29 protein-coding genes are annotated in these 24,726 nt (G+C 63.9%); 15 read left to right on the top strand and 14 right to left on the bottom strand.

Annotated features, from left to right (window positions below; all coding sequences use genetic code 11):
* Nucleotides 1–9 precede the first annotated feature (9 nt).
* From FZI91_RS02420 to FZI91_RS02390, 7 genes are all read left to right on the top strand, one after another.
* Nucleotides 10–228, top strand: a complete 219-nt coding sequence (locus FZI91_RS02420) for a hypothetical protein (RefSeq protein WP_155937061.1) — start codon at nucleotides 10–12, stop codon at nucleotides 226–228.
* Between the two features lie 60 nt (nucleotides 229–288).
* Nucleotides 289–603, top strand: a complete 315-nt coding sequence (locus tag FZI91_RS02415) for a hypothetical protein (protein WP_155937060.1) — start codon at nucleotides 289–291, stop codon at nucleotides 601–603.
* 9 nt (nucleotides 604–612) lie between these two features.
* The gene (locus tag FZI91_RS23885; protein ID WP_239001664.1) at nucleotides 613–1,980 is read left to right on the top strand and encodes a hypothetical protein; all 1,368 of its coding nucleotides are present in this window, start codon (nucleotides 613–615) and stop codon (nucleotides 1,978–1,980) included.
* 347 nt (nucleotides 1,981–2,327) lie between these two features.
* A complete protein-coding gene (locus FZI91_RS02405) occupies nucleotides 2,328–2,537 on the top strand; it encodes a hypothetical protein (RefSeq protein WP_155937059.1) in 210 nt (69 codons plus the stop codon).
* 122 nt (nucleotides 2,538–2,659) lie between these two features.
* Nucleotides 2,660–3,076, top strand: coding sequence for a hypothetical protein (locus FZI91_RS02400; protein ID WP_155937058.1), 417 nt, complete (start codon nucleotides 2,660–2,662; stop codon nucleotides 3,074–3,076).
* A 167-nt stretch (nucleotides 3,077–3,243) separates the two neighbouring features.
* Nucleotides 3,244–4,383, top strand: coding sequence for a ferredoxin reductase (locus tag FZI91_RS02395; protein WP_162525741.1), 1,140 nt, complete (start codon nucleotides 3,244–3,246; stop codon nucleotides 4,381–4,383).
* Between the two features lie 74 nt (nucleotides 4,384–4,457).
* Nucleotides 4,458–5,687 carry a fatty acid desaturase gene (locus FZI91_RS02390; RefSeq protein WP_155937057.1) on the top strand — a complete coding sequence of 410 codons (1,230 nt, stop codon included), beginning with the start codon at nucleotides 4,458–4,460 and terminating at the stop codon, nucleotides 5,685–5,687.
* Nucleotides 5,688–5,967: 280 nt separating this feature from the next.
* Here the strand turns inward: FZI91_RS02390 and rsgA are convergent, their stop codons facing one another.
* Nucleotides 5,968–6,948 (bottom strand): ribosome small subunit-dependent GTPase A, encoded by a 981-nt coding sequence (rsgA, locus tag FZI91_RS02385; protein ID WP_155937056.1) that lies wholly within the window; start codon nucleotides 6,946–6,948, stop codon nucleotides 5,968–5,970.
* Nucleotides 6,945–8,240 carry a 3-phosphoshikimate 1-carboxyvinyltransferase gene (gene aroA / locus FZI91_RS02380; protein ID WP_162525742.1) on the bottom strand — a complete coding sequence of 432 codons (1,296 nt, stop codon included), beginning with the start codon at nucleotides 8,238–8,240 and terminating at the stop codon, nucleotides 6,945–6,947. Before aroA ends, rsgA begins: the two co-directional genes overlap by 4 nt.
* A gap of 58 nt (nucleotides 8,241–8,298) precedes the next feature.
* Here aroA and FZI91_RS02375 point away from each other — a divergent pair, with 58 nt between their 5' ends.
* Nucleotides 8,299–9,069, top strand: coding sequence for an SOS response-associated peptidase (locus FZI91_RS02375; protein ID WP_155937055.1), 771 nt, complete (start codon nucleotides 8,299–8,301; stop codon nucleotides 9,067–9,069).
* Here the strand turns inward: FZI91_RS02375 and ybaK are convergent.
* Entirely contained in the window at nucleotides 9,056–9,562 is a 507-nt protein-coding gene (ybaK, locus tag FZI91_RS02370; protein WP_162525743.1) for a Cys-tRNA(Pro) deacylase, read from the bottom strand. The genes FZI91_RS02375 and ybaK overlap by 14 nt on opposite strands.
* Before the next feature lie 186 nt (nucleotides 9,563–9,748).
* On the opposite strand from ybaK, the gene FZI91_RS02365 reads away from it, so the two are divergent.
* The gene (locus FZI91_RS02365) at nucleotides 9,749–10,456 is read left to right on the top strand and encodes a sigma-70 family RNA polymerase sigma factor (protein WP_155937724.1); all 708 of its coding nucleotides are present in this window, start codon (nucleotides 9,749–9,751) and stop codon (nucleotides 10,454–10,456) included.
* Complete coding sequence (rsrA, locus tag FZI91_RS02360) at nucleotides 10,453–10,761, top strand: mycothiol system anti-sigma-R factor (RefSeq protein ID WP_155937053.1); 309 nt, start codon at nucleotides 10,453–10,455, stop codon at nucleotides 10,759–10,761. The genes FZI91_RS02365 and rsrA overlap by 4 nt, the downstream gene beginning before the upstream one ends.
* Nucleotides 10,762–10,763: 2 nt before the next feature.
* Here rsrA and FZI91_RS24285 read toward each other — a convergent pair whose 3' ends face one another.
* Entirely contained in the window at nucleotides 10,764–10,838 is a 75-nt protein-coding gene (locus FZI91_RS24285) for a 50S ribosomal protein bL37 (protein WP_085988129.1), read from the bottom strand.
* 192 nt (nucleotides 10,839–11,030) lie between these two features.
* Here FZI91_RS24285 and FZI91_RS02350 point away from each other — a divergent pair, with 192 nt between their 5' ends.
* Both FZI91_RS02350 and FZI91_RS02345 read left to right on the top strand, forming a co-directional pair.
* Nucleotides 11,031–11,249, top strand: a complete 219-nt coding sequence (locus FZI91_RS02350) for a biotin/lipoyl-binding carrier protein (RefSeq protein ID WP_162525744.1) — start codon at nucleotides 11,031–11,033, stop codon at nucleotides 11,247–11,249.
* Nucleotides 11,250–11,315: 66 nt separating this feature from the next.
* Complete coding sequence (locus FZI91_RS02345; protein ID WP_155937052.1) at nucleotides 11,316–12,806, top strand: sensor histidine kinase; 1,491 nt, start codon at nucleotides 11,316–11,318, stop codon at nucleotides 12,804–12,806.
* An 86-nt stretch (nucleotides 12,807–12,892) separates the two neighbouring features.
* On the opposite strand, the gene FZI91_RS02340 is transcribed toward FZI91_RS02345, so the two are convergent.
* Both FZI91_RS02340 and FZI91_RS02335 read right to left on the bottom strand, forming a co-directional pair.
* Nucleotides 12,893–13,147, bottom strand: coding sequence for a WhiB family transcriptional regulator (locus FZI91_RS02340; RefSeq protein ID WP_155937051.1), 255 nt, complete (start codon nucleotides 13,145–13,147; stop codon nucleotides 12,893–12,895).
* Nucleotides 13,148–13,563: 416 nt separating this feature from the next.
* Nucleotides 13,564–14,541 (bottom strand): diacylglycerol kinase family protein, encoded by a 978-nt coding sequence (locus FZI91_RS02335; protein WP_162525745.1) that lies wholly within the window; start codon nucleotides 14,539–14,541, stop codon nucleotides 13,564–13,566.
* 43 nt (nucleotides 14,542–14,584) lie between these two features.
* On the opposite strand from FZI91_RS02335, the gene FZI91_RS02330 reads away from it, so the two are divergent.
* Nucleotides 14,585–14,992 (top strand): hypothetical protein, encoded by a 408-nt coding sequence (locus FZI91_RS02330; protein WP_162525746.1) that lies wholly within the window; start codon nucleotides 14,585–14,587, stop codon nucleotides 14,990–14,992.
* On the opposite strand, the gene FZI91_RS02325 is transcribed toward FZI91_RS02330, so the two are convergent.
* The 3 genes from FZI91_RS02325 to FZI91_RS02310 form a co-directional block, all read right to left on the bottom strand.
* A complete protein-coding gene (locus FZI91_RS02325) occupies nucleotides 14,989–15,474 on the bottom strand; it encodes a GNAT family N-acetyltransferase (protein ID WP_162525747.1) in 486 nt (161 codons plus the stop codon). The two genes, FZI91_RS02330 and FZI91_RS02325, sit on opposite strands and share 4 nt — an antisense overlap.
* Before the next feature lie 70 nt (nucleotides 15,475–15,544).
* The gene (locus FZI91_RS02315; protein WP_155937050.1) at nucleotides 15,545–16,678 is read right to left on the bottom strand and encodes an isochorismate synthase MenF; all 1,134 of its coding nucleotides are present in this window, start codon (nucleotides 16,676–16,678) and stop codon (nucleotides 15,545–15,547) included.
* A gap of 1 nt (nucleotide 16,679) precedes the next feature.
* Nucleotides 16,680–17,291, bottom strand: coding sequence for an acid phosphatase (locus FZI91_RS02310; protein WP_162525748.1), 612 nt, complete (start codon nucleotides 17,289–17,291; stop codon nucleotides 16,680–16,682).
* A 61-nt stretch (nucleotides 17,292–17,352) separates the two neighbouring features.
* Here FZI91_RS02310 and FZI91_RS02305 point away from each other — a divergent pair, with 61 nt between their 5' ends.
* Nucleotides 17,353–18,150 carry a ParA family protein gene (locus tag FZI91_RS02305; protein ID WP_162525749.1) on the top strand — a complete coding sequence of 266 codons (798 nt, stop codon included), beginning with the start codon at nucleotides 17,353–17,355 and terminating at the stop codon, nucleotides 18,148–18,150.
* Between the two features lie 21 nt (nucleotides 18,151–18,171).
* On the opposite strand, the gene FZI91_RS02300 is transcribed toward FZI91_RS02305, so the two are convergent.
* The 3 genes from FZI91_RS02300 to FZI91_RS02290 are packed head-to-tail and all read right to left on the bottom strand — an operon-like array spanning nucleotide 18,172 to nucleotide 21,644.
* Nucleotides 18,172–18,939, bottom strand: a complete 768-nt coding sequence (locus tag FZI91_RS02300; protein ID WP_162525750.1) for an SseB family protein — start codon at nucleotides 18,937–18,939, stop codon at nucleotides 18,172–18,174.
* Nucleotides 18,940–18,966: 27 nt separating this feature from the next.
* Entirely contained in the window at nucleotides 18,967–20,187 is a 1,221-nt protein-coding gene (locus FZI91_RS02295) for a hypothetical protein (protein WP_162525751.1), read from the bottom strand.
* Nucleotides 20,184–21,644 carry a DEAD/DEAH box helicase gene (locus FZI91_RS02290; protein ID WP_155937049.1) on the bottom strand — a complete coding sequence of 487 codons (1,461 nt, stop codon included), beginning with the start codon at nucleotides 21,642–21,644 and terminating at the stop codon, nucleotides 20,184–20,186. The genes FZI91_RS02295 and FZI91_RS02290 overlap by 4 nt, the downstream gene beginning before the upstream one ends.
* A gap of 231 nt (nucleotides 21,645–21,875) precedes the next feature.
* On the opposite strand from FZI91_RS02290, the gene FZI91_RS02285 reads away from it, so the two are divergent.
* Complete coding sequence (locus FZI91_RS02285) at nucleotides 21,876–22,559, top strand: ferritin-like fold-containing protein (protein WP_155937717.1); 684 nt, start codon at nucleotides 21,876–21,878, stop codon at nucleotides 22,557–22,559.
* Nucleotides 22,560–22,576: 17 nt separating this feature from the next.
* Here the strand turns inward: FZI91_RS02285 and FZI91_RS02280 are convergent, their stop codons facing one another.
* Together FZI91_RS02280 and FZI91_RS02275 are read right to left on the bottom strand one after the other, a co-directional pair.
* Nucleotides 22,577–23,617 (bottom strand): hypothetical protein, encoded by a 1,041-nt coding sequence (locus FZI91_RS02280; RefSeq protein ID WP_155937048.1) that lies wholly within the window; start codon nucleotides 23,615–23,617, stop codon nucleotides 22,577–22,579.
* On the bottom strand, nucleotides 23,617–24,696 hold the full coding sequence (locus FZI91_RS02275; protein ID WP_155937047.1) for a hypothetical protein: 1,080 nt from the start codon (nucleotides 24,694–24,696) through the stop codon (nucleotides 23,617–23,619). Before FZI91_RS02275 ends, FZI91_RS02280 begins: the two co-directional genes overlap by 1 nt.
* Nucleotides 24,697–24,726 lie beyond the last annotated feature (30 nt).

Genomic DNA, 24,726 nt, shown 5'->3' with positions numbered 1-24,726 from the left:
TTTGGGCTGATGGGTGAGCTGGAACGCGCAATCGATCAGATTCGCAATGAGGTGGACAGCGGCGTTGCGGCGATAGAAGCCGCGCGTCTCACGGCCGAATCGGAGTTGAACCAGCAACAGCGGGCGGAATCTGCAGATACTGACCCGCCGCGGCAGCCGACGATTCCCTTGCCGCCGTCATCGGACCTGGAAGAGGATGACGCGTTCCAGTTCCATAAGTGGAAGTGAATTCTCCACAGGATTTGCTGTGACCTGGGGTTTGGCTGCTGTTCGACGTAGCATGGAGCCATGGGTGGGAAAGCTGTAACGGGTGGTGATGCGCTGCGAGTGGACATCCCGGCGCTGCAGGATGTGGCGAACAAATTGATCGGGCTTGCTGATCAGCTGAGGCCGTCGGCGTCGGCCGCGAATGCTGGTGCCGCACACGAGTTGTCGGTGTCGTCCGTCGAGGCGGTGACCGGTAGCGCCGATCATGTCGCGACGGTGTGCGCGGATCAACTGAACAAGTACTCGACCCGCGTGACCCAGACGGTAAAGGCGTTCACCGAGATGGATGTTGCCAACGCGGGTGCAATTTCGGCTGTCGATCCGCGGGATATGTAGGGGCCGGCGATGGTGGGGGTACCGACGCGGTCGCAGGTCGAACGTTGGCGCACAGATCATCTGGATGCTGCCGCCAAGACGTGGGGTGATCAGGCGAACCTCATTGATGTGGTTTTCGGTACGGCGCTGCGCTACATCGAGCAGGTTCCCTGGGATGGGAAGACCGGAGACGCCGCCGCCAAGAAGGCATACGAGGATCTGCAGAAGGTCGGCGAGTCGATGAAGAAACTGCGTGCCGGCGAGCAGATGGCTCGAAACAGTGCGCAGCAGTTGAAGGACGCGAAGGCCAAGGCGGTCGTTGCGATCAACGCGGCGGAAGGCGAGGATTACGACGTCAACGAACCCCTCACCGTCGTGGACAACAGTGGGCTGAAGGTCGCCTTCGGGGGGATGCGCGAAATCCGTCGTCAGTCCCATGAGTCCACGATCCGCACGGAGGCGCTGGGGCTCGCGGCGATCGATGAACAGATCGCGTTGGCACTCAATCCCATCGCGCAAGAGCTGCGCGCCTTCACCCTGAACGATCCGGGCGACGACGGCTCGATGAAGGGTGAGCCCGGGGCGTCGAACACCGCGGCGTACGAGGATGCCCTACGGAATGCGGGACTGCTTCAGGGTGAGCCGACCGGCTACTACAAGAAATGGCTGGAAAACGCCGCGCGGCAAGGTGTCTCACCCGAAACGATTGTCGATATCGCACGCCGGCACAAGATCACTCCCGAGAGTTTCAAGGTGCTCGAAGGCATGGAGGAGATCAAGGACCCAGATGGCAAGTCGTTCTTCCTGCTGCCGGTAGGAGTCAGTGGAGACGATGCCCGGAAGGCGACCTTGATGACTTATATCCTCAACTGCGGTACTGACTATGGCAAAGGCGGTGAGAAGACCGACTTTGAGCCGACGCCGTACTCGGCCAATGAGGTGCAGCGAATCATCGACCGGCAGGCGAAGAACTCATGGACTTACGACGATGAGGTGGCGGGCATGACTTACGGCGGCGGTCGGGTGGTGACGGCGCCCAACGGAATGCTGATGGCACTCGGTGGAGGCTGGCAACAGGACGCGTTTACCCAAGGTGGTGGTACGACCTACGGAGATATGTTCAAGGTCAACATCGATCACTCTTCGGACCCGTCCGAGCAATTGCGCAGAATAATCCGTGGCGGCGTCATGTGGTACGGCAACGATGGCAACCCGCACCCGGGCCAACTCGACCTGGATCGCATACTCCACCACGAAGAGCGGCATTCGCAACAGTGGGCGGCGAATGGCAGGGCGAGCATGGTTGCGCAGCAGGCGTGGGAACTGGCCAATGGCAGAGACCAAGAGACCAATAAATTCGAGAAAGACGCTGGTCTCTCCGATGGGGGCTACCCTTAATGAACCGAATGATCGCCGGGTTTCTCGTTGTGGTTTCCATTGCTGTCGCGACAGGATGTAGGAACGACGGTTGGGATCCCGAGGCGCCGTTTGCGCCTTCGTTGCGCCCTGCCTTCGGCGCACGCATCACTGATGGACAACTCCGCATCTGGACGGGGTCACCGTGCGCAAATGCCGTTCGAGTCTCCGTGTATTTCGAACCAAGCCGTGCCGAATTGGTATTGACATCGAACGCGAAAACCGGGACTGACCTCGAACACATCACGATAGGTGGTCAATACCCGGGCTTCAGCATTATAGAGTCTCTAGCAACGGGTTTCGATTGGCGCGACGAAACGAGAGTCAGCTTGTCTGTAGGCGGGTCCACCGAACAGGGCAATGGCTGGGGATCATCTACAGATACTGCGGAGTTCATCGACGAATCCCCTCAGCATCCCGACGACACGTACTGGTTTCAGGACGTCGGTTGGTTGAATCCCTCCGAGGTCGCGGCCAAGGACGGCAAGGACTTCCTGGCCACCTGCACGCCGGATCCCGCGAAGACCAAGAAGAAGTGAGCGTTCGAAGGCTTAGAGCCTCGATTGTCGTGGTGATGATGGTGTTGCTGTCAGGGTGCGAGATTGACGAGTACGGAGAGGCCCCGTGGGCGCCATCATTGCGACCAGCGTTCGGCGCCCGAGTGACTGACGGTCGGCTACTTGTCTGGACCGGATCGCCGTGTGTTTCAGTTGGCCCGCTGCATGTTTCGCTGTTCTTTGAGCCCAGCCCAGTGGAGTTGGAACTGACTGGTCCGGAGGGTGCGAAGGCTGAATACCTGACGGTTGGCGGACCATATTTGGGACTGCACGTGGCCAAGCCAATTCCTGACGGATTCAATTGGCGGGACAGCAAGACGATGCGGATCTCCGTGTATCCCAATGGTTGGGGATCAACTACTCAGCTCGCGACGGTCCTCAACGAATCGGCCCAGCACCCCGATGACACCTACTGGTTCCAGAATGTGGGTTGGCTGAATCCCGCGGAGGTGGCGGCCAAGGACGGCAAGGAATTCCTGGCCACCTGCACGCCGGATCCCGCAAAGACCAAGAAGAAGTAGCCGCGCATCCATGGCACGGTTGGAGAACGTTCACCCGGGCGTTGGGTACCCGACTAGCGCGAGCAGCATGATCGGGCTTCGAATTGCCCTGTTTCCGGCCAGTAACCTACGGTAGCGTAGGTTACGCCTTGCTGGGCATCTCCTTCATCAATGGAAGGTCATCGGCTGTGAAACTGGCTTCCTGGCTCGGCGCGTCCTCTTCGGGCGCGCCCACTTCACGCCACGCGGCGGTAAACGTCTTGCGTGGCTTGGCTTCTCGCGTCACGACGCCGCTGCTGCCGGACGACTATCTGAGCCTTGCCAACCCGCTGTGGTCGGCACGGGAGTTGCGCGGTCGTGTGGTGAGCGTGCGCAAAGAAGCACGGGACGCGGCGACTATTGAGATCAAGCCGGGCTGGGGTTTCCGCTACGACTACCACCCTGGGCAATACGTCGGGATCGGCGTGCTCATCGACGGCCGGTGGCGTTGGCGGTCGTACTCACTGACCTCGGCACCCGTGCACGCCGGTGGTTCGGGACGCACCATCACGATCACCGTGAAGGCAATGCCCGAGGGGTTTTTGTCGGCGCACCTGGTTAACGGACTGGAACCCGGCACAATCGTGCGGCTGGCCGCCCCTCAGGGAAACTTCGTGCTGGATGACCCCGCGCCACCCGCGATCTTGTTCCTCACCGCAGGCAGTGGCATTACCCCGGTGATGTCGATGTTGCGTACGTTGGTGCGACGGTCGGCCGCGGCAGGCCTGGCACTGCCGGATGTGGTGCACCTGCACTCAGCTCCGACTGAGGGCGACGTGATGTTCGCGAGCGAGCTCGCGGCGCTCTCTAATGCGCATCCGTCGTATCACTTCCGGTTGCGGACGACGAAAACACAAGGTCGTCTGGATCTTTCATCACTGGCCTCCGAGGTGTCGGATTGGTCGCAACGCCAGACCTGGGCGTGTGGCCCGGAAGGCATGCTCGACGATGCGCAGCGGGTGTGGTCGGATGCCGGGATCGTTGAGCTGCTGCACCTGGAAAGGTTCGCGGTCTCGCGGGCCGCTCCGCACGGGCAGGGCGGTCTGGTCACCTTCAAGCGCAGCGGTAAGCAGCGTCAGGCCGACGCTGCCACCTCATTGATGGAGGCGGGGGAGGACGCCGGGGTGCAGATGCCCTTCGGTTGCCGGATGGGTATCTGTCAGACCTGCGTGGTGCCGCTCCTGGAAGGGCACGCTCGTGACCTGCGAAACGGCGCCGAGCATGAGCCCGGATCGCGCATACAAACCTGCGTTTCCGCAGCGTCGGGCGATTGCGTACTGGACGTATGAGTTTAACGGGCTAGTAACCTACGGTGCCGTAGGTTACGCTATCGTAGCCATGAACCGGCGAAGGGAGCTCACGGATGGCGATCGCTGATATTCAGGAATTCGCGCACCTCACCGAGGCTGATGTCGAGGCTCTCGGGCATGAGTTAGATGCGATCCGCCGTGATGTCGAGTCATCACTGGGTGCTGCCGATGCGCGCTATATCCGTCGCACCATTGCGGCGCAGCGGGCGCTGGAACTGAGCGGCCGGGTGATGCTGGCGGCGAGCAAGAAGCGGTCCGCCTGGTGGGCCGGCGCGCTCACCCTCGGCGTGGCCAAGATCGTCGAGAACATGGAGATCGGCCACAACGTCATGCACGGCCAGTGGGATTGGATGAACGATCCCGAGATCCACTCCTCCAGCTGGGAGTGGGACATGGTGGATCCCTCCGAGCACTGGAAGCAGACCCACAACTACATCCACCACAAGTACACGAACGTGCTGGGCATGGATGACGATGTGGGCTACGGACTGCTGCGCATTACCCGTGACAAGAAGTGGACGCCGTTCAACCTGGGCAACCTCGTCTACAACACACTGCTGATGCTGCTCTTCGAATGGGGTGTTGGTGCACAGCATTTGGAGCTGGGCAAGGTGGCGCAGGGGCGAGCTGACAAGGCGGAATTCAAGACCAAACGTGACCAGGTGCTGGCCAAGATCGGCAAGCAGGTGGCCAAGGACTACGTGGCGTTCCCGGCGCTGAGCGCACTCTCGCCGGTGGGTAGTTACCGCAAGACTGTCACCGCCAATGCGCTGGCCAACGTGATTCGCAACATCTGGTCCAACGCGGTCATCTTCTGCGGCCACTTCCCGGATGGTGCCGAGAAATTCACTAAGCAGGACTTGAAGAACGAGACGCAGGGCCAGTGGTATCTGCGACAGATGTTGGGCAGCGCTAACTTTGACGCCGGCCCGGGGTTGGCCTTCATGAGCGGAAACCTGTGCCATCAGATCGAGCATCACCTATTTCCGGATCTGCCGAGCAACCGGCTGCCCGCGGTCGCGGTACGGGTACGGGAGCTGTGCGACAAGTACGACCTCCCGTACACCTCCGGGCCGTTCCTAGTGCAGTACGCGAAGGCATGGCGGACCATCGCCAAGCTGTCGTTGCCCGACAAGTACCTGACCTACACCGCGGACAATGCGCCGGAAACGCGCAGTGTCAAGATGTTTGACGATCTGGAGCCGCGCGAGCGTCGCGGGCTGAAGTCAGCATTCGCCGCCGTGCGCGAGCGGAGGAAGGCCCGGCGCAGCGTCAACGCCTGATCATTTCGACGTAAAAGATGCCCCCGCCGAACCCGGCGGGGGCATCTTTTACGTTCGGTTGGCGGCTGGAATCTATCCCAGGCCGGACACGGAGAGCCACATGGTGGCCCACGCGGCAACGCCACAGGAGAGAACTGCTGTCACACTGGCGATTCTGCGGACATAGCTTGTCATCTCGTAACCCCTGACCGTCGGTTGGCTGATCCATCGCAGCCACTAATGGGAACGCTAGTCGGAGTGTGCTGTTCACGCGATCCGAGAAGGGCTTCGCAACCAAGAGTTAGGATGTTGTTAACGCAGACAGCAGCTGTCGCACGGCGATCACCCGCCGAGCAGAGTCGCCGGTCAGCTCGTCTAGGGCGCACTCGGGGTCCGCGGGCGGGCCCAGGTGCTGACAGCCGCGCGGACATTCTTCGATGGCCTCGGACAGATCGCTGAACGCGGCCAGCACATCGGCGGGCTGAATATGGGCCAGCCCGAACGACCTGATACCGGGGGTGTCGATGACCCATCCCGACGGATCCAGCGGCAGCGCCACCGACTGCGTGGATGTGTGACGACCCTTGCCCACGCCGGTGACCTCGCCCGTTGCCCGATGGGCCTCGGGGACAAGACGATTCACCAATGTGGATTTGCCTACTCCGGAGTGTCCGAGCAGGGCGGTGAGACGGCCCGTCAACATGTCCTGGACCGGCCCCAGCGGATCGTTGCGCCCTACCCTGATGACCTGCAGGTCGAGGTCTGCAAACTGTGCGGCGAATGAATCCGGATCGGCGAGATCGGTTTTGGTGAGTCCCAGGATCGGGGTGAGCCCACCGGCATAGGCCGAGATCAGCGTGCGCTCCACCAGCCCGGTGCGCGGTGGCGGATCGGCGACCGCCACTACGATGAGCAGTTGGTCGGCATTGGCCACGAAAATACGCTCAAACGGGTCTGTGTCATCGGCGGTGCGGCGCAACACCGTTCGCCGGTCTTCGAGTCGCACGATCCGCGCCAGCGTGTCGGGGCGGCCAGAAAGATCGCCCACCAGGCTGACGGTATCGCCCACCACGATCGGGGTCCGGCCGAGCTCGCGTGCCCGCATCGCAACCACCCGCTGGGTCGGGTCATCGTGCGGTACGCAACCCCACCGGCCGCGGTCCACGGTGGCCACCATGGCGGTCACCGCGTCGGCGTGATCTGGGCGGTTCTTGGTGCGAGGCCGCGAGCGTCGACCCGGCCGGATGCGGGCGTCGGACTCGTCGTACTCGCGTGGACTCAAGAGGCGCGCTCTGACTGCTTCAGCATGTCGGCCCACATGCCGGGGAAGTCGGGCAATGTCTTGCCGGTCGTGGCGATGTCGTCGACGGAGACTCCGGGCACCTTGAGTCCGATGAGGGCTCCGGCGGTCGCCATCCGGTGATCGGCGTATGCGCCCCACACCCCACCGTGCAGGCCGGTGGCGATGATGCGCAGGCCGTCTGCCGTCTCCTCGCATTGTCCACCGAGAGCATTGATTTCGTGAGCCAGCGCCTTGAGCCGATCTGTTTCGTGCCCGCGCAGGTGTGCGATCCCGCGTAGCGTGGAGATGCTCCCGGGTTCCGCCAGGGCGGCCAGCGCCGCCACGGTGGGCGTCAACTCGCCTACCTCGCCGAGGTTCAGATCGACACCGCCGTAACCGGTCTGGCCGATAACCTCCAGGTGCGCATCGGTCAGCGAGATACCCTGCGCGAACTGGCGGACCACGTCCTCGATTTGTCGCGCGGGCTGGGTGGACTGCCGTGGCCAGCTGTTGATCCGCACGGTGCCCCCGGTAGCCAATGCCGGCGCGATGAACGCCAGCGCGTTCGACAGATCCGGCTCAATCATCCAGTGGTGCGCGGGAATTGGTTGCGGATCGATATGCCAACGGCCTGGGGTGGAGTCATCCACCGCGATACCGGCTTCGCGCAGCATCGTCACCGTCATCACCACGTGCGGGCCCGAGGGCAGCACGTCGGCGGTGTTCACCGCGGTCAGTCCATCGGTGAAAGCGGCACCGGAAAGCAGTAAGCCCGAGACGAATTGGGATGATCCCGAGGCGTCGACGCCAACCTCGCCGCCCCGTACTCGCCCGGTCCCGGCCACTGTGAAGGGCAGATGCTGTCCCTCGATACCGACACCGATCGATCGCAGCGCGTCCAGTAGGGGGGCGATGGGGCGGGTCCGCGCCTGCTCATCACCGTCAAAGACGGTGGGGGCGTGGCGAAGTGCGGCAACCGGCGGCAAGAACCGCAGCACCGTTCCGGCGAGCCCGCAATCGACCGTCGACGTGGCATCGCCATCGGACCCGGGAGAGACCGTCAGGTCGGTGCTCTCGCCGGTTACGTCACAACCGAGAGCGCGCAGTGCGCCGATCATCAGGTCGGTGTCGCGGCTGCGCAGCGCGCCGGACACCGTCGAGGTGCCGCCCTCGCGTGCCGCCAGCGCCGCAAGGACGAACGCCCGATTGGTCTGAGACTTCGAGCCGGGCATGGTGATGGTCGCGTTGACGGCGCCGTCGATGGTCGGTGCCTGCCAGTGTCCGCTCGTCACGGCCTCATTCTCCCGGACGACCACCTGCAGTGTCGGTAGCGGGTGGCACCATGGCGATATGTGCGGACGGTACGCGGTCACGATCGACCCGGCGCTCCTCGCCGTTGAGATCGACGCGGTGGACGAGACGGCCGCCGCCACTGAGGCCACTGCCCTAAAGCTTCCCGCGATCCCGAACTACAACGTCGCGCCCACCGATCCCGTGCTCACGGTCGTGACGCGGCATGGCGAGCCCGGAGACGTGCCCTCGCGCCGTATCCGCGCCATGCGGTGGGGACTGGTGCCCACGTGGACCAAGGCGCGCGAGGATGGCCGTCCGGCGTCCAAGGGTGCGCCGCTGATCAACGCCCGTTCGGAAAGCCTCACCACGACGGCGACCTTCCGGACGGCTGCGCAGTCCAAGCGCTGCTTGGTCCCGATGGATGGCTGGTATGAGTGGCGCAAACAGGAAGGTGCCAAGAGGGCGTTCTACATGAGCGCCGGCGATGGACGGCACCTGTTCGCGGCCGGATTGTGGTCCGTGTGGAAGCCCGCCAAGGACGCGGCGCCGCTGCTGAGCTGCACCATCGTCACCACCGACGCGCGCGGTCCGCTGCAGGAGATCCATGACCGGATGCCCGTGATGCTCGGTGCGGAGTTGTGGGATCGCTGGCTGGATCCGGACCAGGATCTGGATCCGCGTCTGTTGCAGGGCGCCGGTGTGTCCGGCATCGATACCCGCCAGGTGTCCTCGTTGGTCAACAGCGTCGCCAACAACGGTCCGGAACTGCTCAACGCCGATGACGGGACACCCACACAGGCCGTGGGGGAGCAGATCACCCTGCTGTGACGGGCGCCGTCACCGCGTTGGTGAGCCGGATCAGATCGGCGGGTGCCAGTGCCATCTGCAGCCCGCGCTTTCCGGCGCTGCACAGGATCCGATCCCATTCCAACGCCGACGAGTCGATGACGGTGGGTAGCTGCTTGCGCTGGCCGAGCGGAGAGATTCCACCCACGACATAGCCCGAACTCCGCTCGGCCGCCGCCGGATCGGCCATCGTGGCCTTGCCCCGGCCGAGAGCGGCCGCCGCGGCCTTGAGTGACAACGTCGCGGGCACCGGGATGACTGCTACCGCGAGATCCGGCCCGCGATCCAGCGAGATCAGCAGCGTCTTAAAGATCTGATCGGGAACCAATCCGGAGCCCGACAGCGCGCGCACTGCCTCGTCACCGAATGCGTTCTCGCCGGGGCGGTGCTCATACGGCAGCAGTTGATAGTCGACTCCGGCAGCGACGAGCACGGCGACTGCTGGCGTGGCAGCTTTGGCGGCCTTGGAACCCACGTTTGGCACATTAGTGCCCGGCGATGAGCCGCTTGCGCGAAGAGCATCAGGCTGAGTCCGGTGAATTTCCAATTGACAGTGGCGATACGTTGGGAAATACCCCGGCATGCGTCGGTGTTGATGAGACTGTCCGCAAGGCGTGCGGACCATAGTCCTCAACACGGGAAAGGGGTATTGCAGGTGACAATGGCGTGCCTCGAACGTCCGATGTCGGTGCCGATCCGTATGGTCGGTGTCGTTACCGAAAGGACCGCCGTGACAAGTTTGGACAGCGCTGCAGAACGACCGGATCCGGTTCACGTCGAGACCGAGGCCGAGCGGGCCACACGGTTCGAACGTGACGCGTTGCCGCTGTTGGACCAGCTCTACGGCGCGGCTCTACGGATGACCAGAAATCCCGCGGATGCCGAGGACCTGGTCCAAGAGACGATGGTGAAGGCATACGCCGGGTTCAAGACCTTCAAAGAAGGCACCAACCTCAAGGCGTGGCTGTACCGGATCCTGACGAACACATACATAAACATTTATCGCAAGAAGCAGCGTCAGCCGGCGGAGTATCCGACCGAGGAGATCACCGATTGGCAGCTGGCCGCGAACGCCGAACACACCTCCACGGGGCTGCGGTCGGCGGAGATCGAGGCACTCGATGGGCTGCCTGACGACGAAATCAAAGAGGCGTTGAATAAGCTGCCGGAAGAATTCCGGATGGCCGTGTACTACGCGGACGTCGAAGGCTTCCCGTACAAGGAGATCGCCGAGATCATGGACACCCCGATCGGCACGGTTATGTCGCGGCTGCACCGCGGTCGCCGCCAGCTGCGCGAAATGCTGGCTGAAGTGGCCAAAGAACGCGGCTTCCTGCGCAACAATGAGCTTGCGGAGGATCGGGCATGACCGACGGTGAACTCAAGAAGAGTGTCGATAAAGGTGGCAACTGCGAAGTGTCGGGTTGCGCCGAGGTGATCGCGGAGGTGTGGACCCTCCTCGACGGCGAATGCAGCCTGGAGAACAGCGCGCGGCTGCGGCATCATCTCGAAGAGTGCCCCGGCTGCCTCAAGCATTACGGGATTGAAGAGCAGATCAAAACACTCGTAGCCCGCAAGTGCGGTGGAGAAAAGGCACCTGACGGGCTACGTGAGCGTCTTAAGTTGAAGATCACTCAGACCACTCTCATCGAGCAGCGGGCTGAGAACTCCTAGCGCTAGCTGTTAGGACGCTTGCCGTGGTTGGCGGCGTTGTGCTTACGGCTGCGCTTCTTGCGGCCACGCTTGGCCATGGGATTCTCCTTCACGATCGGATGGGGCCGGGGTGCGAACCCCGATAACATGCCGGCGGCGCATCGCGCGCGCCGGTGTGTGTATCCAGTCTCTCATGCCGGTGTGGGTGGTTGAACGCGTGGATGCCGTACGTGTGGTTCGATACTGAGGATCACTGACTGGATTTTTGACGAGAGCGAGGTGGCGCGCAGGTGGCCGAGGAAGTACACGCCGAGATCGTGGCCAGCGTGCTGGAAGTGCTCGTCAAGAAGGGTGACGCAATCACCGAAGGTGACACCATTGTCCTGCTGGAATCCATGAAGATGGAGATCCCGGTGCTGGCTGAGGTGGCAGGAACCATCGGCGACGTCAGCGTCTCGGTGGGCGATGTGATCCAGGCTGGCGATCTGATCGCCGTCATCGACGACTGATACTTCGTCCGCGAGCAGTCCGCACGTGCGGCGCGCGTAAGCGTCCTTTCTGCGTGAGGAGCATGCATGTCCACTCTTGGTGATCTGCTGGCCGAGCACACCATGCTGCCCGGCGAAGCGGTCGATCACTTGCATGCCGTGGTTGCCGAGTGGCAGCTGCTGGCCGACCTCTCCTTCGCCGACTACCTGATGTGGGTGCACCGCGATGACGGTGCCTTCGTCTGCGTTGCGCAATGCCGGCCGAATACCGCGCCGACCATCATCGACAACGATGCCGTCGGCACCGTCGCCAAGGATGCGGACGTCCCTTTGGTGGATGCCGCGTTCACCACCGGTTCTATTGAGCGTGAAAGCGATTCGGACCTTACCGAGCACGCCTCCGAACTGAATGTGCAGGCGGTGCCGGTGCGATGCGGCGACCGGACGGTGGCCGTGCTGACGCATCAGACCGCATTGGCGTCCCGGCTCAGAAAGGGCACGCTGGAGCGTGCCTATCTGGAATGCGCGGGGGACCTACTGCTGATGCTCACCGAGGGCACCTTCCCGAATGTGGCCGATCAGGCCATGTCGCGCTCGAGCCCCCGTGTGGGTGATGGCTTCATCCGGCTGGATGTGTCCGGTGCGGTTCGATACGCCAGTCCCAATGCACTATCGGCCTATCACCGGATGGGATTGGCCAGCGACCTGCAGGGCCACGACCTTATGGACGTCACCAAACCGCTAATCTCCGACCCGTTCGAGGGACAGGAGTTGGCGGCGCACATCCGCGATGTGCTCGCCGGGGGCCCCAGCATGCGCATGGAGGTCGATGCCGGTGGCGCTGCGGTGTTGATCCGGACGCTGCCGTTGGTCGCGCGCGGTGCGTCGGAGGGGGCACTGCTGCTGACCCGCGATGTGACCGAGGTCAAGCGGCGCGACCGCGCACTGCTGTCCAAGGACGCGACCATCCGCGAGATCCACCATCGCGTGAAGAACAACCTGCAGACGGTGGCGGCATTGCTGCGTCTGCAGGCCAGGCGCACACCCAATGACGAAGCCCGCGAAGCACTTTTCGAATCGGTCCGGCGGGTGTCGTCCATCGCGTTGGTGCACGACGCGCTGTCGATGTCGGTGGACGAGGAAGTCAACCTCGATGAGGTGATCGACCGGATCATGCCGATCATGACCGATGTCGCCACAGTCGACACGAAGGTGCGGGTATCCCGTGAGGGCGCGCTCGGGGTGCTTGACTCGGATCGCGCGACGCCGCTGATCATGGTGATCACCGAGCTGGTGCAGAACGCCATTGAACACGCCTTCGATGAGGGCGCATACGGTCAGGTGATCATCAGGGCCGAGCGTTCGGCACGCTGGCTCGATGTGGTGGTGCACGATGACGGGCGGGGATTACCCGACGGATTCAGCGTGGAGACATCGGATCGTTTGGGATTGCAGATCGTCAGGACGCTGGTGTCGGCGGAGATCGACGGGTCGCTGGATATGCGCACCGATCCCGAGGGCGGCACGAATGCGGTGTTGCGGGTTCCGCTGGGCCGACGTGCCCGTTTGATGGCCTGACGAAGCCTTTGCGCAGGATGAGATCCGGCTCAGCGCAGCAAAGAACCCGGCACTAAACTTGTGCCGGGTTCTGATTGCTACGACGTTTAGACGGTACTGCGGGCGCGAGCGCGGGCGTTGCGACGCTTGAGGGCGCGACGTTCGTCCTCACTGAGGCCGCCCCACACACCGGCGTCCTGGCCTGACTCGAGCGCCCAGGTGAGGCAATCGGTCGTCACCGGACAGCGGTTACACACGAGCTTTGCGTCAGCGATCTGGGCAAGGGCCGGTCCGCTGTTTCCCACGGGAAAGAACAGCTCAGGATCCTCGTCGCGACAGACCGCCTTATGGCGCCAATCCATAGTTGTGCACTCCTTTTTCATCGCGCGCGCCAGAAGCGCGCGAGATTAGTGTTTTTCGGCTGTTAACGCGTGCGTACCAAATGTTTCTGCACTGTTGCTTCCGATCGTTTCACAAGCTCAGCAGATGTCAATAGCGTTAGTTAACACGTGGTCAATCTCACTGGGGGGTGGCGTTGTCAGCCGCCATATTCGTTTGTACTACACTCGACTGATCTCCGCCTTGAATCTGGCGATATTTCCCTATTTTCGCAGGTCGCGCACCCCTGCTCGTGAACAAGATCACGGTCTGGCGCAACACAACTACGAAAAGTAGTACACGCGATCGAGCCTCAGTGTGACGTGGATCGCGTCAGGGCTGTGAATCGGCTGTGGCCGGAACGAACTGGCGCCCAACGCTATTGCGTGTGACGTCGACCTCAGGAAGACGCTTCGGAGGGTTTTGCCGGGGCGACGACGTCCAGAACGTCGGGTACGGCGGTGAAGGTGAGGTCGCTGCGCATTCCCAGGAAATCGCCGTCGACCTGCGTGGCAATCGGCGCCGACGCGTGCACCCGCACCCATGGGACATCGTCCTTGCGCAGCAAGTGACGGCCTGCTGGACGGTCTGCGCGCGGTGCTCCCACCATGTGGCGGACCAGGCGCAGATTCGCGAGCACGTTCATGCTCCTCGATGCGAACACGCCCAGACCGCTTTCGAAGCCGGTGCCGGGGTTTGTCCACACGGCCCGGGTGTTCGCATACGTCCACGGGTTGGAATTGCAGATGAAGGCAAAATGGATGCCTGCTTGTGGCTCGTGCTCGGGGAGTTCGACCGTGAGGGTCGGATTGCGCCGTGCGGCACGGAAGAAGCTCAGCACCGCCCGCGTGACGTAGCGTCCCGCGGTGACCTGCTTGCCCTTGTTGCGGTGCGCTTCCATCGCGGCCACCACTTCACCGTCAAGGCCCATACCCGCGTTGAAGATGAACCAGCGCTCGCCGCAATGTCCGAGACTGATCCGGCGCCATCGCCGCTGGTCGTGACGGTGCGCGTCCAGGATGTCGACGAGTTGATTGGTGGCCTGCACGGGGTCGGCGGACATGCCCAGCGAACGGGCGAACACATTGGCCGAACCACCCGGCACCACCGCGATCGCGGGCAGCGGACCCGGCGCGGGGTGTCCCGGTTGTCCCAGTAGACCGTTTACCACCTCACTGACCGTGCCGTCGCCGCCGTGCACGACGATCACGGCCGCGCCCTCGTCGGCGGCGCGGCGAGCCAGCTCGCTGGCATGGCCGCGGTGATCGGTGTGCAGAACCTGCAGGTGCACACGGCTTTCCAGCGCATGAGCCAGCAGGTCACGCCCTGCCGCCGTAGTTGACGTGGCATTGGGATTCACGATGAGGACCGCACGCACGGGGCATGAGCCTATCGGTGCGGCGCCCACATAGGCTTGTCGCGTGACCACAGCCGTTCCGAACACCGTCCGTCGCGCCGGGATGATCGTCGCCGGTGAAGGCGCCGTCGGGTTGGTGATCGCGGTCGTTCTGGTGGTGCGCGCGGCGGGCGGCGCCGATCAGCACCTGGTGAACGGTTACGGCACTGCGGCCTGGTTCGCGATCTTCGGCACCGCGGTGTTGGCGGGAGGTCTCGCGCTCGCCACAGGGAAGCGTTGGGGCAGAGGGATCGCCGTGATGATGCAACTGCTGCTCCTGCCCGTCGCGTGGTACGCGGGCGTCGGGTCGCACCAACTTGCACTCGGGGTACCGATCGCGATCGTCGCCGTCGTCGCGCTGGTGTTGCTGTTCAGCCCCACCGCGCAGTTGTGGGCGGCCGGTGACGACGTCGGCGCCGACGAGTCCGACTAGCGGTCCGAGGCCAGCCTCGCTAATGCGGGGCCCGAGAGCCGGTAGGTGATCCAATCCGATTGCGGGTTGGCGCCGAGCGAGTCGTAGAACTTGATGGACGGTGTATTCCAGTCCAGCACGGCCCAGTCCAGTCGGGTGTACCCGTTCGCCACGCATTCGGCGGCCAGTGCCGACAGGAGCGCCTTGCCTAGACCAGTACCGCGCTGCTCGGGAGCGACGTACAGGTCCTCAAGGTAGATGCCGTGGTATCCGGTCCAGGTGGAGTAGTTCAGGAACCACACCGCAGTGCCGCACACCACTCCGTCCGACTCGGCGACATGCGCGAAAAGAGCTGGCGCCGAGCCGAATAACGCCTTGTGGAGCTGCTCCTCGGTGATGAGACATTCATCGCGTGCTTTCTCGTACTCCGCGAGGTCCTGAATGAGTCCGACGATGGCCGGAACGTCCGTCTCGGTGGCGCGGCGAATCTGGGTGCTACTCACTGCTGGATTCCCTTCGCGCATGCGGCTCATCGGTTCCTGATCCTCTTCGCGCAAGCGGCTCATCGATTCCCTATTCTCTTCGCGCAAGCGGCTCATCGATCTCAGCTCCTAACCCTGCCAACACTGTCCTGAACTTCACCGTGGTTTCCGAAAGTTCCTCCTGGGGGTCTGATTCGGCAACCAGGCCACCTCCCGCATAGGCGCGAATGAAGGTGCCGTTGTCCGAGAGCTCGGCGCAGCGGATCGACACGGCCCAGCGGCCATCCCCGGAGCTGTCACACCAGCCGACGGCACCGGCGTAGAACCCGCGCTCGCCCTCGATGCGTGCAATGAGGGCGGCTGCCGCGTCGGTGGGGGTACCGCACACCGCCGGGGTAGGATGTAGCGCCAGCGCTAAATCGAGTGCAGTGGTTGAGCTTTGGCGCAATCTGGCGCTAATGGACGTGCTGAGATGCCAGAGTGCTGCGGTCCGGCTGAGGGTCGGTTCCGGCGGGACATGGACGTCGACGCACAAGGATGCGAGATCCTCGCGCAGCTGATCGATCACCACGGAGTGTTCGTGCCGGTTCTTGTGCGAGCGGGCGAGATCCTCGCCGGTGCGCCGATCCTGCGACGGGTCGTTGGACCGTGGGGCCGATCCGGCGAACGGGTGACAGATCACCATGTCGCCGCGTCGCTCCACCAAAAGTTCGGGACTGCACCCCACCATGGTGCGGCCGCGAAAGCCCTCACCGGCAGGGGAGAGGTCGACACAAAAGCTGTTGGCGTCGGGGTCGTTTCGGATCAGCCGATGGGTGAGCACCAATGCGTCCACGGGTGCGTCGGCCTGCAGTTCCAGTACCCGTGCAAGGACGACCTTGGACAGTCCACTGCCGGTATCGCGGAGCGCCTCGATGGCCTCACCGACGCGTCGCATATGCTCGGACGGTTCCGGAACCTGCTGTGTCACATGGATATTTGGCATGGTGCCGTAGAACTCTTGAGGTTGCCCACGTTGAACGGTCACCGGAACCGTGAGCGCTGCCGGTTTCGAGGTGTCAAAAGGCAGTGCGCCCACCAGCATGTGGTGACGTCCGGCACGCAGCGCCTCGGCGGCGGTCGCGATGTTGTCATAGGCGGCCTCGCTGCCGTACGCATACAGCGCCTCGGCGGCCCGCGACATCACGAAATGCGGGTGCGCGGGGGAATCAGCAGTGGCCGTCATATCAGGTTGACGGTACCGGGTGCCGGTATCCGGTCAGCCCGAGCGCAGCCACCTGGCGTTGTCCATGCTCATGCCCACCGATCGCGACCGATGCTGTGGCCATACCGAGCCTGGTGCCCTGCTCGAGCGGTAGGTCGATCCACCGGGTCATGAGGGCGCGTGAGAAGTGCCCGTGGCCCACCAGAAGTACGTCGCGCTGGAAGAGGTCGGGGGCGATTGTGGAAATCACCCGGTCGGCGCGGGCCTGTACCTGGGCCACGGACTCGCCGCCGGGGCAGCCGTGCGTCCACACCAACCAGCCCGGGTCGTTCTCACGGATCTGGGGTGTGGTGAGGCCCTCGTAGTCGCCGTAGTCCCATTCGGCGAGGTCCTCGTCAATGGCGCTGACCGTCAGACCGGCGAGCTCGGCCGTCCGGATCGCGCGTCGGCGCGGACTACATAGGACCAACGGATCAACCAAATCAAGATTGTCGAGCACGTCGCGGGCCGCCACCGCCTGCGCGAGGCCGGTTTCGGTGAGGTCCAGGTCGGTGCGGCCGGTATGTCTGCCGATCTTTGACCACTCCGTTTCCCCGTGACGTAACAACAACATTCGGTGGTGGGGAGTGGACACGCAGTTGATTGTGCCGTACCGACTTCCGTCGCGATCATCTTCGGCATGCCAGTATGTGGGCGTGACTCGGGTGCTGGCGGTAGCCAATCAAAAGGGCGGGGTGGCGAAAACCACCACTGTGGCGTCGTTGGGTGCGGCGTTGGCGCAGGCCGGCAAGAAGGTTCTGCTGGTTGACCTGGATCCGCAGGGCTGCCTGACGTTCTCGCTGGGGCAGGACCCGGACCGCCTCGGGGTCTCGGTGCACGAGGTGCTGCTGGGGCAGGCCGACATCAAGGATGCGCTGGTCACCACCGCCGAGGATCTGACGCTGCTGCCCGCGAACATCGACCTGGCAGGTGCGGAAGCGATGCTGCTGATGCGGGCCGGACGTGAGTACGCGTTGAAGCGGGCGCTGGAATCGTTGGGTGACGGGTTCGACGTGGTGATCATCGACTGCCCCCCGTCGCTGGGCGTGCTCACGCTCAACGGCTTGACCGCGGCCGACTCGGTGATGGTGCCGCTGCAGTGCGAGACGTTGGCGCACCGGGGTGTCGGTCAATTCCTGCGGACGGTCACCGACGTCCAGCAGATCACCAACCCGGGGTTGACGCTGTTGGGCGCGCTGCCCACGTTGTATGACTCGCGGACCACGCACAGTCGCGATGTTCTGCTCGATGTCGCCGATCGCTACGAGCTCCCGGTGCTGGCACCGCCGATCCCGAGGACAGTGCGGTTCGCCGAGGCCAGCGCCTCGGGCGCGTCGGTGTTGGCCGGACGCAAGAACAAGGGTGCGATGGCCTACCGCGAGCTGGCGCAAAGTTTGGTGAAGCACTGGAAGAGCGGCAAGGCCATGCCGACGTACGCTCCACCCGTCGACTGAGCTCTTGTCCTCGTCGCGGCGTCATCCCGGCGCGGCGATCTCCGCCGCCGGTAGGAAGACTGACGGCCCGGCCGGATTGATGACGAGCCCGGAGTAGCCGCCTTCAATGGTCATCTCCAGCACCTGGCGTGTGGTCATGGAGGCGACCGCGTCGGACGGGACGTATCCGATGACCTCGGGGGCGCTGGTGAAGGCGACGAGCGCGAATGATCCATCGGGCAGCTGTGTTCTGCGTGTGGCGGCCTGTCCCGGAACTGTGCGCTCATCTGCGCCCAGCAGCATCGGGCCGTCTCGACGGAGCAGCTGCAGAACAGATTGCCGGTCAGTTTGTCCCGAAGCGACCAGTTCGATCGCCGCTCGCATGGGGTCATTGCGGGGATTCCGTAACGCGAAGTCGATCTCGTTGGCCGCCAGCGCACACGTCGGGCCGGCGGGGTCGATGTATAGCCAGGGATCGGCCTGGCTTCGGACGAATTCCAGGACGGAGACCGCGGACTGCGCCATTGATTGCGTATGGGTGCCGGGTGGGTGGTGTCGCGCGATTTCCTCGTTGCGCGTGTACGCGAACAACGCGCGGCCACCGTCGGGTCCGGTACCGCCTCGGATCTGCATCTGCGTGCCAGCGGGGAAGGGGACGGGGCCTTCGGCCGGCATGTCCGACCCCGTGACATCGAGGAGAAGCTCGCCCTGCATGCAGTTCCGGAGCACGTCGAATGCCCGCTGCTGTCCGGGTTGGGCCGCGAACGCGACCACCGCGCTTCGAAGTCTTGCGTTGTCGACCAGCTTCACCGTTCCCCCTGTGCCAAGGTCGCGCGTCTATCCCAGCGCGAAGATTCGTGACCCGCGCTGTTCGACGATGGTGTTGCCGACGACGGCGCTGATGATGGGGCCCTTCTCGTCGGCCGGATCACGTTGTACTGCAATGAACTTCCGGAATTCGCCGGTGGTCATGTTGTAGGCGTCGATGCCGCCCTCGACGGGGACCAGCAGTTCGCCGGCCATGGCGGTGCCCGGCCCCAAGGGCTTTCGGCTGCTGGGCAGGACGAATCGGTAACCGAGGTCGGTGGCACTCAGTACGAGTACCTGATTGCCCGTCCACCAGGTGACGACGTCGCCGGCCTGGGTGGCGGCATTCGACTGGCTCACCTCACCCGGAAGCGCCGTCGCGCCGACACGCATCCCGTGATCGTCGAAGACCACCAGCTCGTTGTGGGTCCCCGGCAGGTACACGGCAGTCCGGGTGTCGGCCACCGCGAGAACCTTGGCGGCAGAGCCGCGTTCGACCCCCGGTAGCACCGCCGAGTAGAGCTCCTCGGGCTTGTCGTTTTCCTTCGGGGTCGGTTTCTGCAGCGTCAGGCGCAGGGTGGGATCCTGCGGGCAGGTCTCCAGTACCGCGAGCACGCTCGCTCCGACGGCTCCCGACTTCAGCGTGCAGTCCACACGGGGCTGGCCACTCGGGTTCAGCGGAGCCTCGACTCGCCCGTATTCGAGGGTGCGCACCATATCGGAGCGCCACAGCTCAAGGCGGGTGCTGCCGAGTGCCAGCACGTAGGTGCCGTCGGTCGATAGCGACACCTTCGGATCATCTGGACTGCTGCGCAAGGCACCTCGGCGGCCTGTCTGCCCGTCGATCATGGTCACCTGGCCGCAGCCGCGTCCATCGCGATAGACCGCCACCGTGTCGTCGACGAACCCGATGGCACCACACAGATCGAGATTGCGTCGGGCATAGGACCACAGCTGAGCACCGGTCGTCGGATCGTGGCCTGCCACATCGTGCCCGTCGGCGCTGACAACGGCGCCGCCCGCGATGACCGGGGCCTTGGTCGCTGCACTCGCGCCAGACCACAGCTCGCGTACCGAGTCGGGAACCCTGACGGCCGTCATTGGCCGCTTGATGTTTCCGGCCGCGGGATGGCTGACAGTGGCGCGGGCATCACTGGTCCACCAAATGGTGGCGCCGGTGACGGCGACCACGACGACGATCACCGCCGCGGCAATGATGTCGGCCCGGGTGCGCCGCTCCGGTGCGATCACGCCGAGGCGGTGGTCTCTGCCGGGCGACGGCGCCGACGGCGGCGGCGAGCGGGAGCGGCCTCGTCACCTTCTGCGGTGGAGACGGCGGCAGGCGCTTCGGCAGCCGATCCCTCGCCGGTCTGGCCCGCGCGCGTGCGCTGACGGGTGCGGGTGCGCTTGGGCTTGTCGCCCTCCGGACGCTCGGCGCGGGGCTCGCGGCGCTTCTTCGGACCGTCAGTGAACTTGGGCCCGATCGAGCCGCTGACGTCTGCGGGGATCTTCATCTCGCTGAACAAATGCGTTGAGGTGGAATAGGTCTCGTCGGGGTCTGGTACGCCGAGGGCGAGCGCCTTGTCGATCAGCTGCCAACGCGCGACGTCATCCCAGTCGACGAGGGTGACCGCGATGCCGGTTCGCCCGGCGCGGCCGGTGCGACCGATGCGGTGCACGTATGTCTTATCGTCCTCGGGGCACTGGTAGTTGATGACGTGAGTGACATCGTCGATGTCGATACCGCGCGCGGCGACGTCGGTGGCGACCAACACGTTGATCTCACCGGAACGGAACGCGGCCAATGCCTTTTCGCGGGCGATCTGACCAAGATCGCCGTGCACCGCGCCGACGGAGAAGCCGCGCTCGGCCAGCTCGTCGGAGACCTTCTGTGCGGTCCGCTTGGTCCGCGTGAAGATCATGGTGGCGCCGCGGCCCTCGGCCTGCAGGATGCGGCTGACGAGCTCGATCTTGTCCAGAGCATGCGCCCGGTATACGAACTGCTCGGTCGAGTCGTGCACCGAGGAGGCGTGCGGGTCCTCGGCGCGGATGTGCGTCGGACGGTTCATGAAGGTGCGGGCCAGGGTGATGATCGGGTCCGGCATGGTTGCCGAGAACAGCATCGACTGGCGCACCTCGGCAGCGGGTGCCAGCGCCAGGATGCGTTCGATGTCGGGCAGGAAGCCCAGATCCAGCATCTCGTCGGCCTCGTCGAGCACCAGCATCGCCAGACCGCCGAGCTGCAGGTGCCCCTGCTGGGCCAGATCCAGCAGACGCCCGGGTGTGCCGATGACGACGTCGACACCGGCGCGCAGCGCCTCGATCTGCGGCTCGTAGGGGCGACCGCCGTAGATGGAGGTGACGGTGAAGTCGCGATCGCCGGCCGACAGGTACTTAGCCGCCTTGGTGAGGTCTTCGTAGACCTGGATGCACAGCTCACGGGTGGGGACGACGACCAGGGCACGGGGGGTGCCGTTGAGCGGCCGATCCTCGACGCCGGTTGCGATGCGATGCAGCAGCGGGACGCCGAAGGCATAGGTCTTGCCCATGCCGGTGCGGGCCTGACCGATGAGGTCGGCGCCGCCGAGAGCGAGGGGAAGGGTGAGCTCCTGGATGGCAAAGGGATGCTCGATGCCAATGTCGTGGAGGGCCCGGACGATCTCGTCCCGGACACCCAACTGGGCAAAGGTGTGCTCGATATGGCTCATGGTTTGTTGTACGTACCTTTCGTGTTTCGCTCAGCGCGCACGATCGGTAGGTCGGATTTCGACGGGGCCGAGCTCGCGTCTAGCGGCGAGGGGCGGCACGTGCACGCACATATCTGTTGGGAGAAACTCCCCGACCTCCTGAAAAACAGAGCGATCAGGGCCTTCCTCCCGCGTCCATGGTAGCGGGTGAGCTGCGATTTTCCGATTCGCCGTGGTTTGCCGCGCGGATCGATGTCCTCGCGTGGGCGCCCGGCTAGAGTTCGAGCCATGACGGAGCCTGATCCTCCCGGTGTCAATCAGCTGTTCGCGGTGATCGCGTACGGCGAGGTGGCGGCCTTCTACCGGCTGACCGACGAGGCGAAGATGGCGCCCGATCTGGCGAGCAAGATCGCGATCGCCAGTATGGCTGCCTCGCAGATGCGCCATTACGAGTCGCTGCGGGACGCCATGGAGGCCAGGGGAATTGACGTGCTCAAGGCCATGGAGCCGTACGTCAAGACGCTGGAGAACTACCACTCGTTGACGCTGCCGCGCACCTGGTTGGAGGCGATGGTCAAGGCGTACATCGGCGACTCGCTGGCGGCCGATTTCTATGGCGAGGTCGTCGCCGAGCTACCGGGTGAGTCGGTGGCGGTGCTCAAATCGGTGTTGGGCACGACGGGGCATTCGGAGTTCGTCGTCGCGCAGGTGCGCGAGGCAGTGAAGGACAACCCGCAGCAGCGCAACCGCCTCACCCTGTGGGGGCGACGGCTGCTGGGTGAGGCCATCACGCAGGCACAGCATGTGCTGGCGCAGCACGACGAGCTCGCGGAGCTGGTGATGTCCGGCGAGGCCGGCCTGGGGAATCTCAACGAGTTCTTCGAGCGGCTGCAGGGTGCGCACGCCGAGCGGATGGGCGTCCTCGGACTGGGGTAGTCGGTCCAGCCAGTTTGTTAGGCCTGCTGGTAGAGGCGGACTGCCTCGGCGGTGAGTTTCTCGACCTCCGAACAGCTGGTGCCGGCGGGCGGACCCTGGACTTCGATGGTGCCGATCCATTGCTTCGACTGGCTCAGCGGATCGGAGCCTGTCAGGGGCTCGTTCAGGCCCACGTACACCGTGAAGTCACAGATCGGGGCGCCCTTGGAGGACTTGGTGATCGCTTTGGTCAACTCACCCCCGATGTCGATGAGATCTGGGCCCTTCTGTTTTGGCCTGGGCGCCTGCGCGAGGTCCAGGTAATTGATGTAGATACTGCGCCCCCGCTCCCTCTTTGTGTCCGCACGTTCGTAGAAGAAGCAGTTGAAGATCTGCGAGTGCGGACGAATCACAAAGTCTTGTTGTGCGCCAAGGGTATTCATCGGTCCACACGGATCAACACGCATCAGCTTGTCCTGAGGCACCCACCGCGAACCTTCCCGCGGTGGTGGAGACGCGAGGGTAGTGCCCGACGCTTTGGCCAAGCTTTCGGCGATACCGCACAACTTCGCGCCGTTGTCACCCGGGACGTCATATCCCTGATCGAGACCGAAGGTCAACAACGTCTGGAGCCCCGCCACTTCGAACCGGTAGTAGCAGCGGTCCTTGTTCGGTTCCGCACCAGTGGGTTGGCCGAGACTTGTCGCCGACCCAACGGTGATCTCATGGACCGAGTTCTGCGCTTTGGGCACGTCAAAGATGATGCGGCACTGGCTCGGGAAGATATCGACCCCGAAGTAGGAGACCTTCCCGAGCGCCAACACCGCATCGGGTGACAGCCGACCGCACGGGTCGCCGGCTCGAACACGATCCTGCGCGGCGAGCTGCTGCTGGACTTCCGGGGTCTGGCGAGACCGATACGTCGTGTCGGGCGGTTTCCGTGATGGCGACCCTGTGGTTGTCGTCGTGCCACCGGGGGTCGACGCGCCGGGTGGATCCATCTTGTGGAGACGCGGATCGGGATTGCATCCGGCGAGGGCGAGCACTGCTATTGCAAGCACTGCGGACCAAGGTTTCATCACTGCTCCTGATACCTGCGCACGGCTTCATCGGTCACCGCGAGCAGCGAGCTGCAATCGGAGTTGGTGTCATCGCCTTGGACTAGAAGTGTGCCAACCCATTGCGGGAATTGGCTTTTCGGGTCTGATCCGGTCAGTGGGTCATTGAGATCGACATAAGCCGTGTACGTGCATTGGGCGCCGCTCTTGGACAGTCTCGTTTTCACGCCCCTGACGTCCCGCAGGTCAGGGCCGGTCCGCTTGGGGTGTGGTAAGTCTTTGTAATTCCAGAACTCATGTCGGATACTGCGTTTGGATTGACCGGTTGAGTCGCCCGCGTTCTTGTACTCGCATTCGAACACCTCCTGCGGCTTCAATAATTCGACCTTTTGAGTCGCCCCGATGGAATCGAGTGGCGCGCACGGATCGACCGTCATCAGCTTCGAATGTGGCAAGTATCTGGAATCCGCACGCGCCGTGGGATTGTGCCGCTGAGCCGAGGAGGCGTCCGCTACATGCACCATGTCGTCGCACCCGTCACGCGGATCATCAACGCCAAGATCTGATCCGCTCATGGAGACGTGGTAGCTCACCGTTTCGGGCTTACCCGTGGCCGCCTCGACATAGCCGGAGATTCGGTAGACGTTGCAACTTCCTCCAAGCGACATGACTGAGTCGCCTCGCCCGAAGCTGTCAATCAGCCTGGAACCAAACGATATTGACGACACCAGGCCGGGGACGTGCTTGGGAAGCATCTCGCCCTCCTGGCCGGGCAGCAGCGGCACGTCGTATTCAATCCTGCAGTCGCTCGCCTGCTTGTCGGTTCCGATGTACTTGATCGGTCCGAGTGTCGCTGCCGCGTCGATGTTGATTAGCGAGCACGGGTCGACCTTGCGTACCTCGTCATTGCGTTTCAGCTGGGCTTGGACGGCCGAATCGAGCGGCTCACGGTACGACGGAAACGAAGGGGCAGAAGCAGAGTTGGACCGGGTGGCCATCGCTGGGTCACCGCCCTTCAGCGCCTCGCCCTCGGTGGCCTGCGTGCACCCGGCCAACAGCAACACGGTCGCCGTGATCGCCGCACCCCCGCGATTCCCCACCACTGCCCCCTTAGCGCTCTATGCAGTGAG

The organism is Mycobacteroides sp. CBMA 271 (genome assembly GCF_009729205.1).
Taxonomy (GTDB): domain Bacteria; phylum Actinomycetota; class Actinomycetes; order Mycobacteriales; family Mycobacteriaceae; genus Mycobacterium.
The sequence above is the reverse complement of the archived record's forward strand: the minus strand, read 5'-3'. Positions and strand labels throughout refer to the sequence as shown.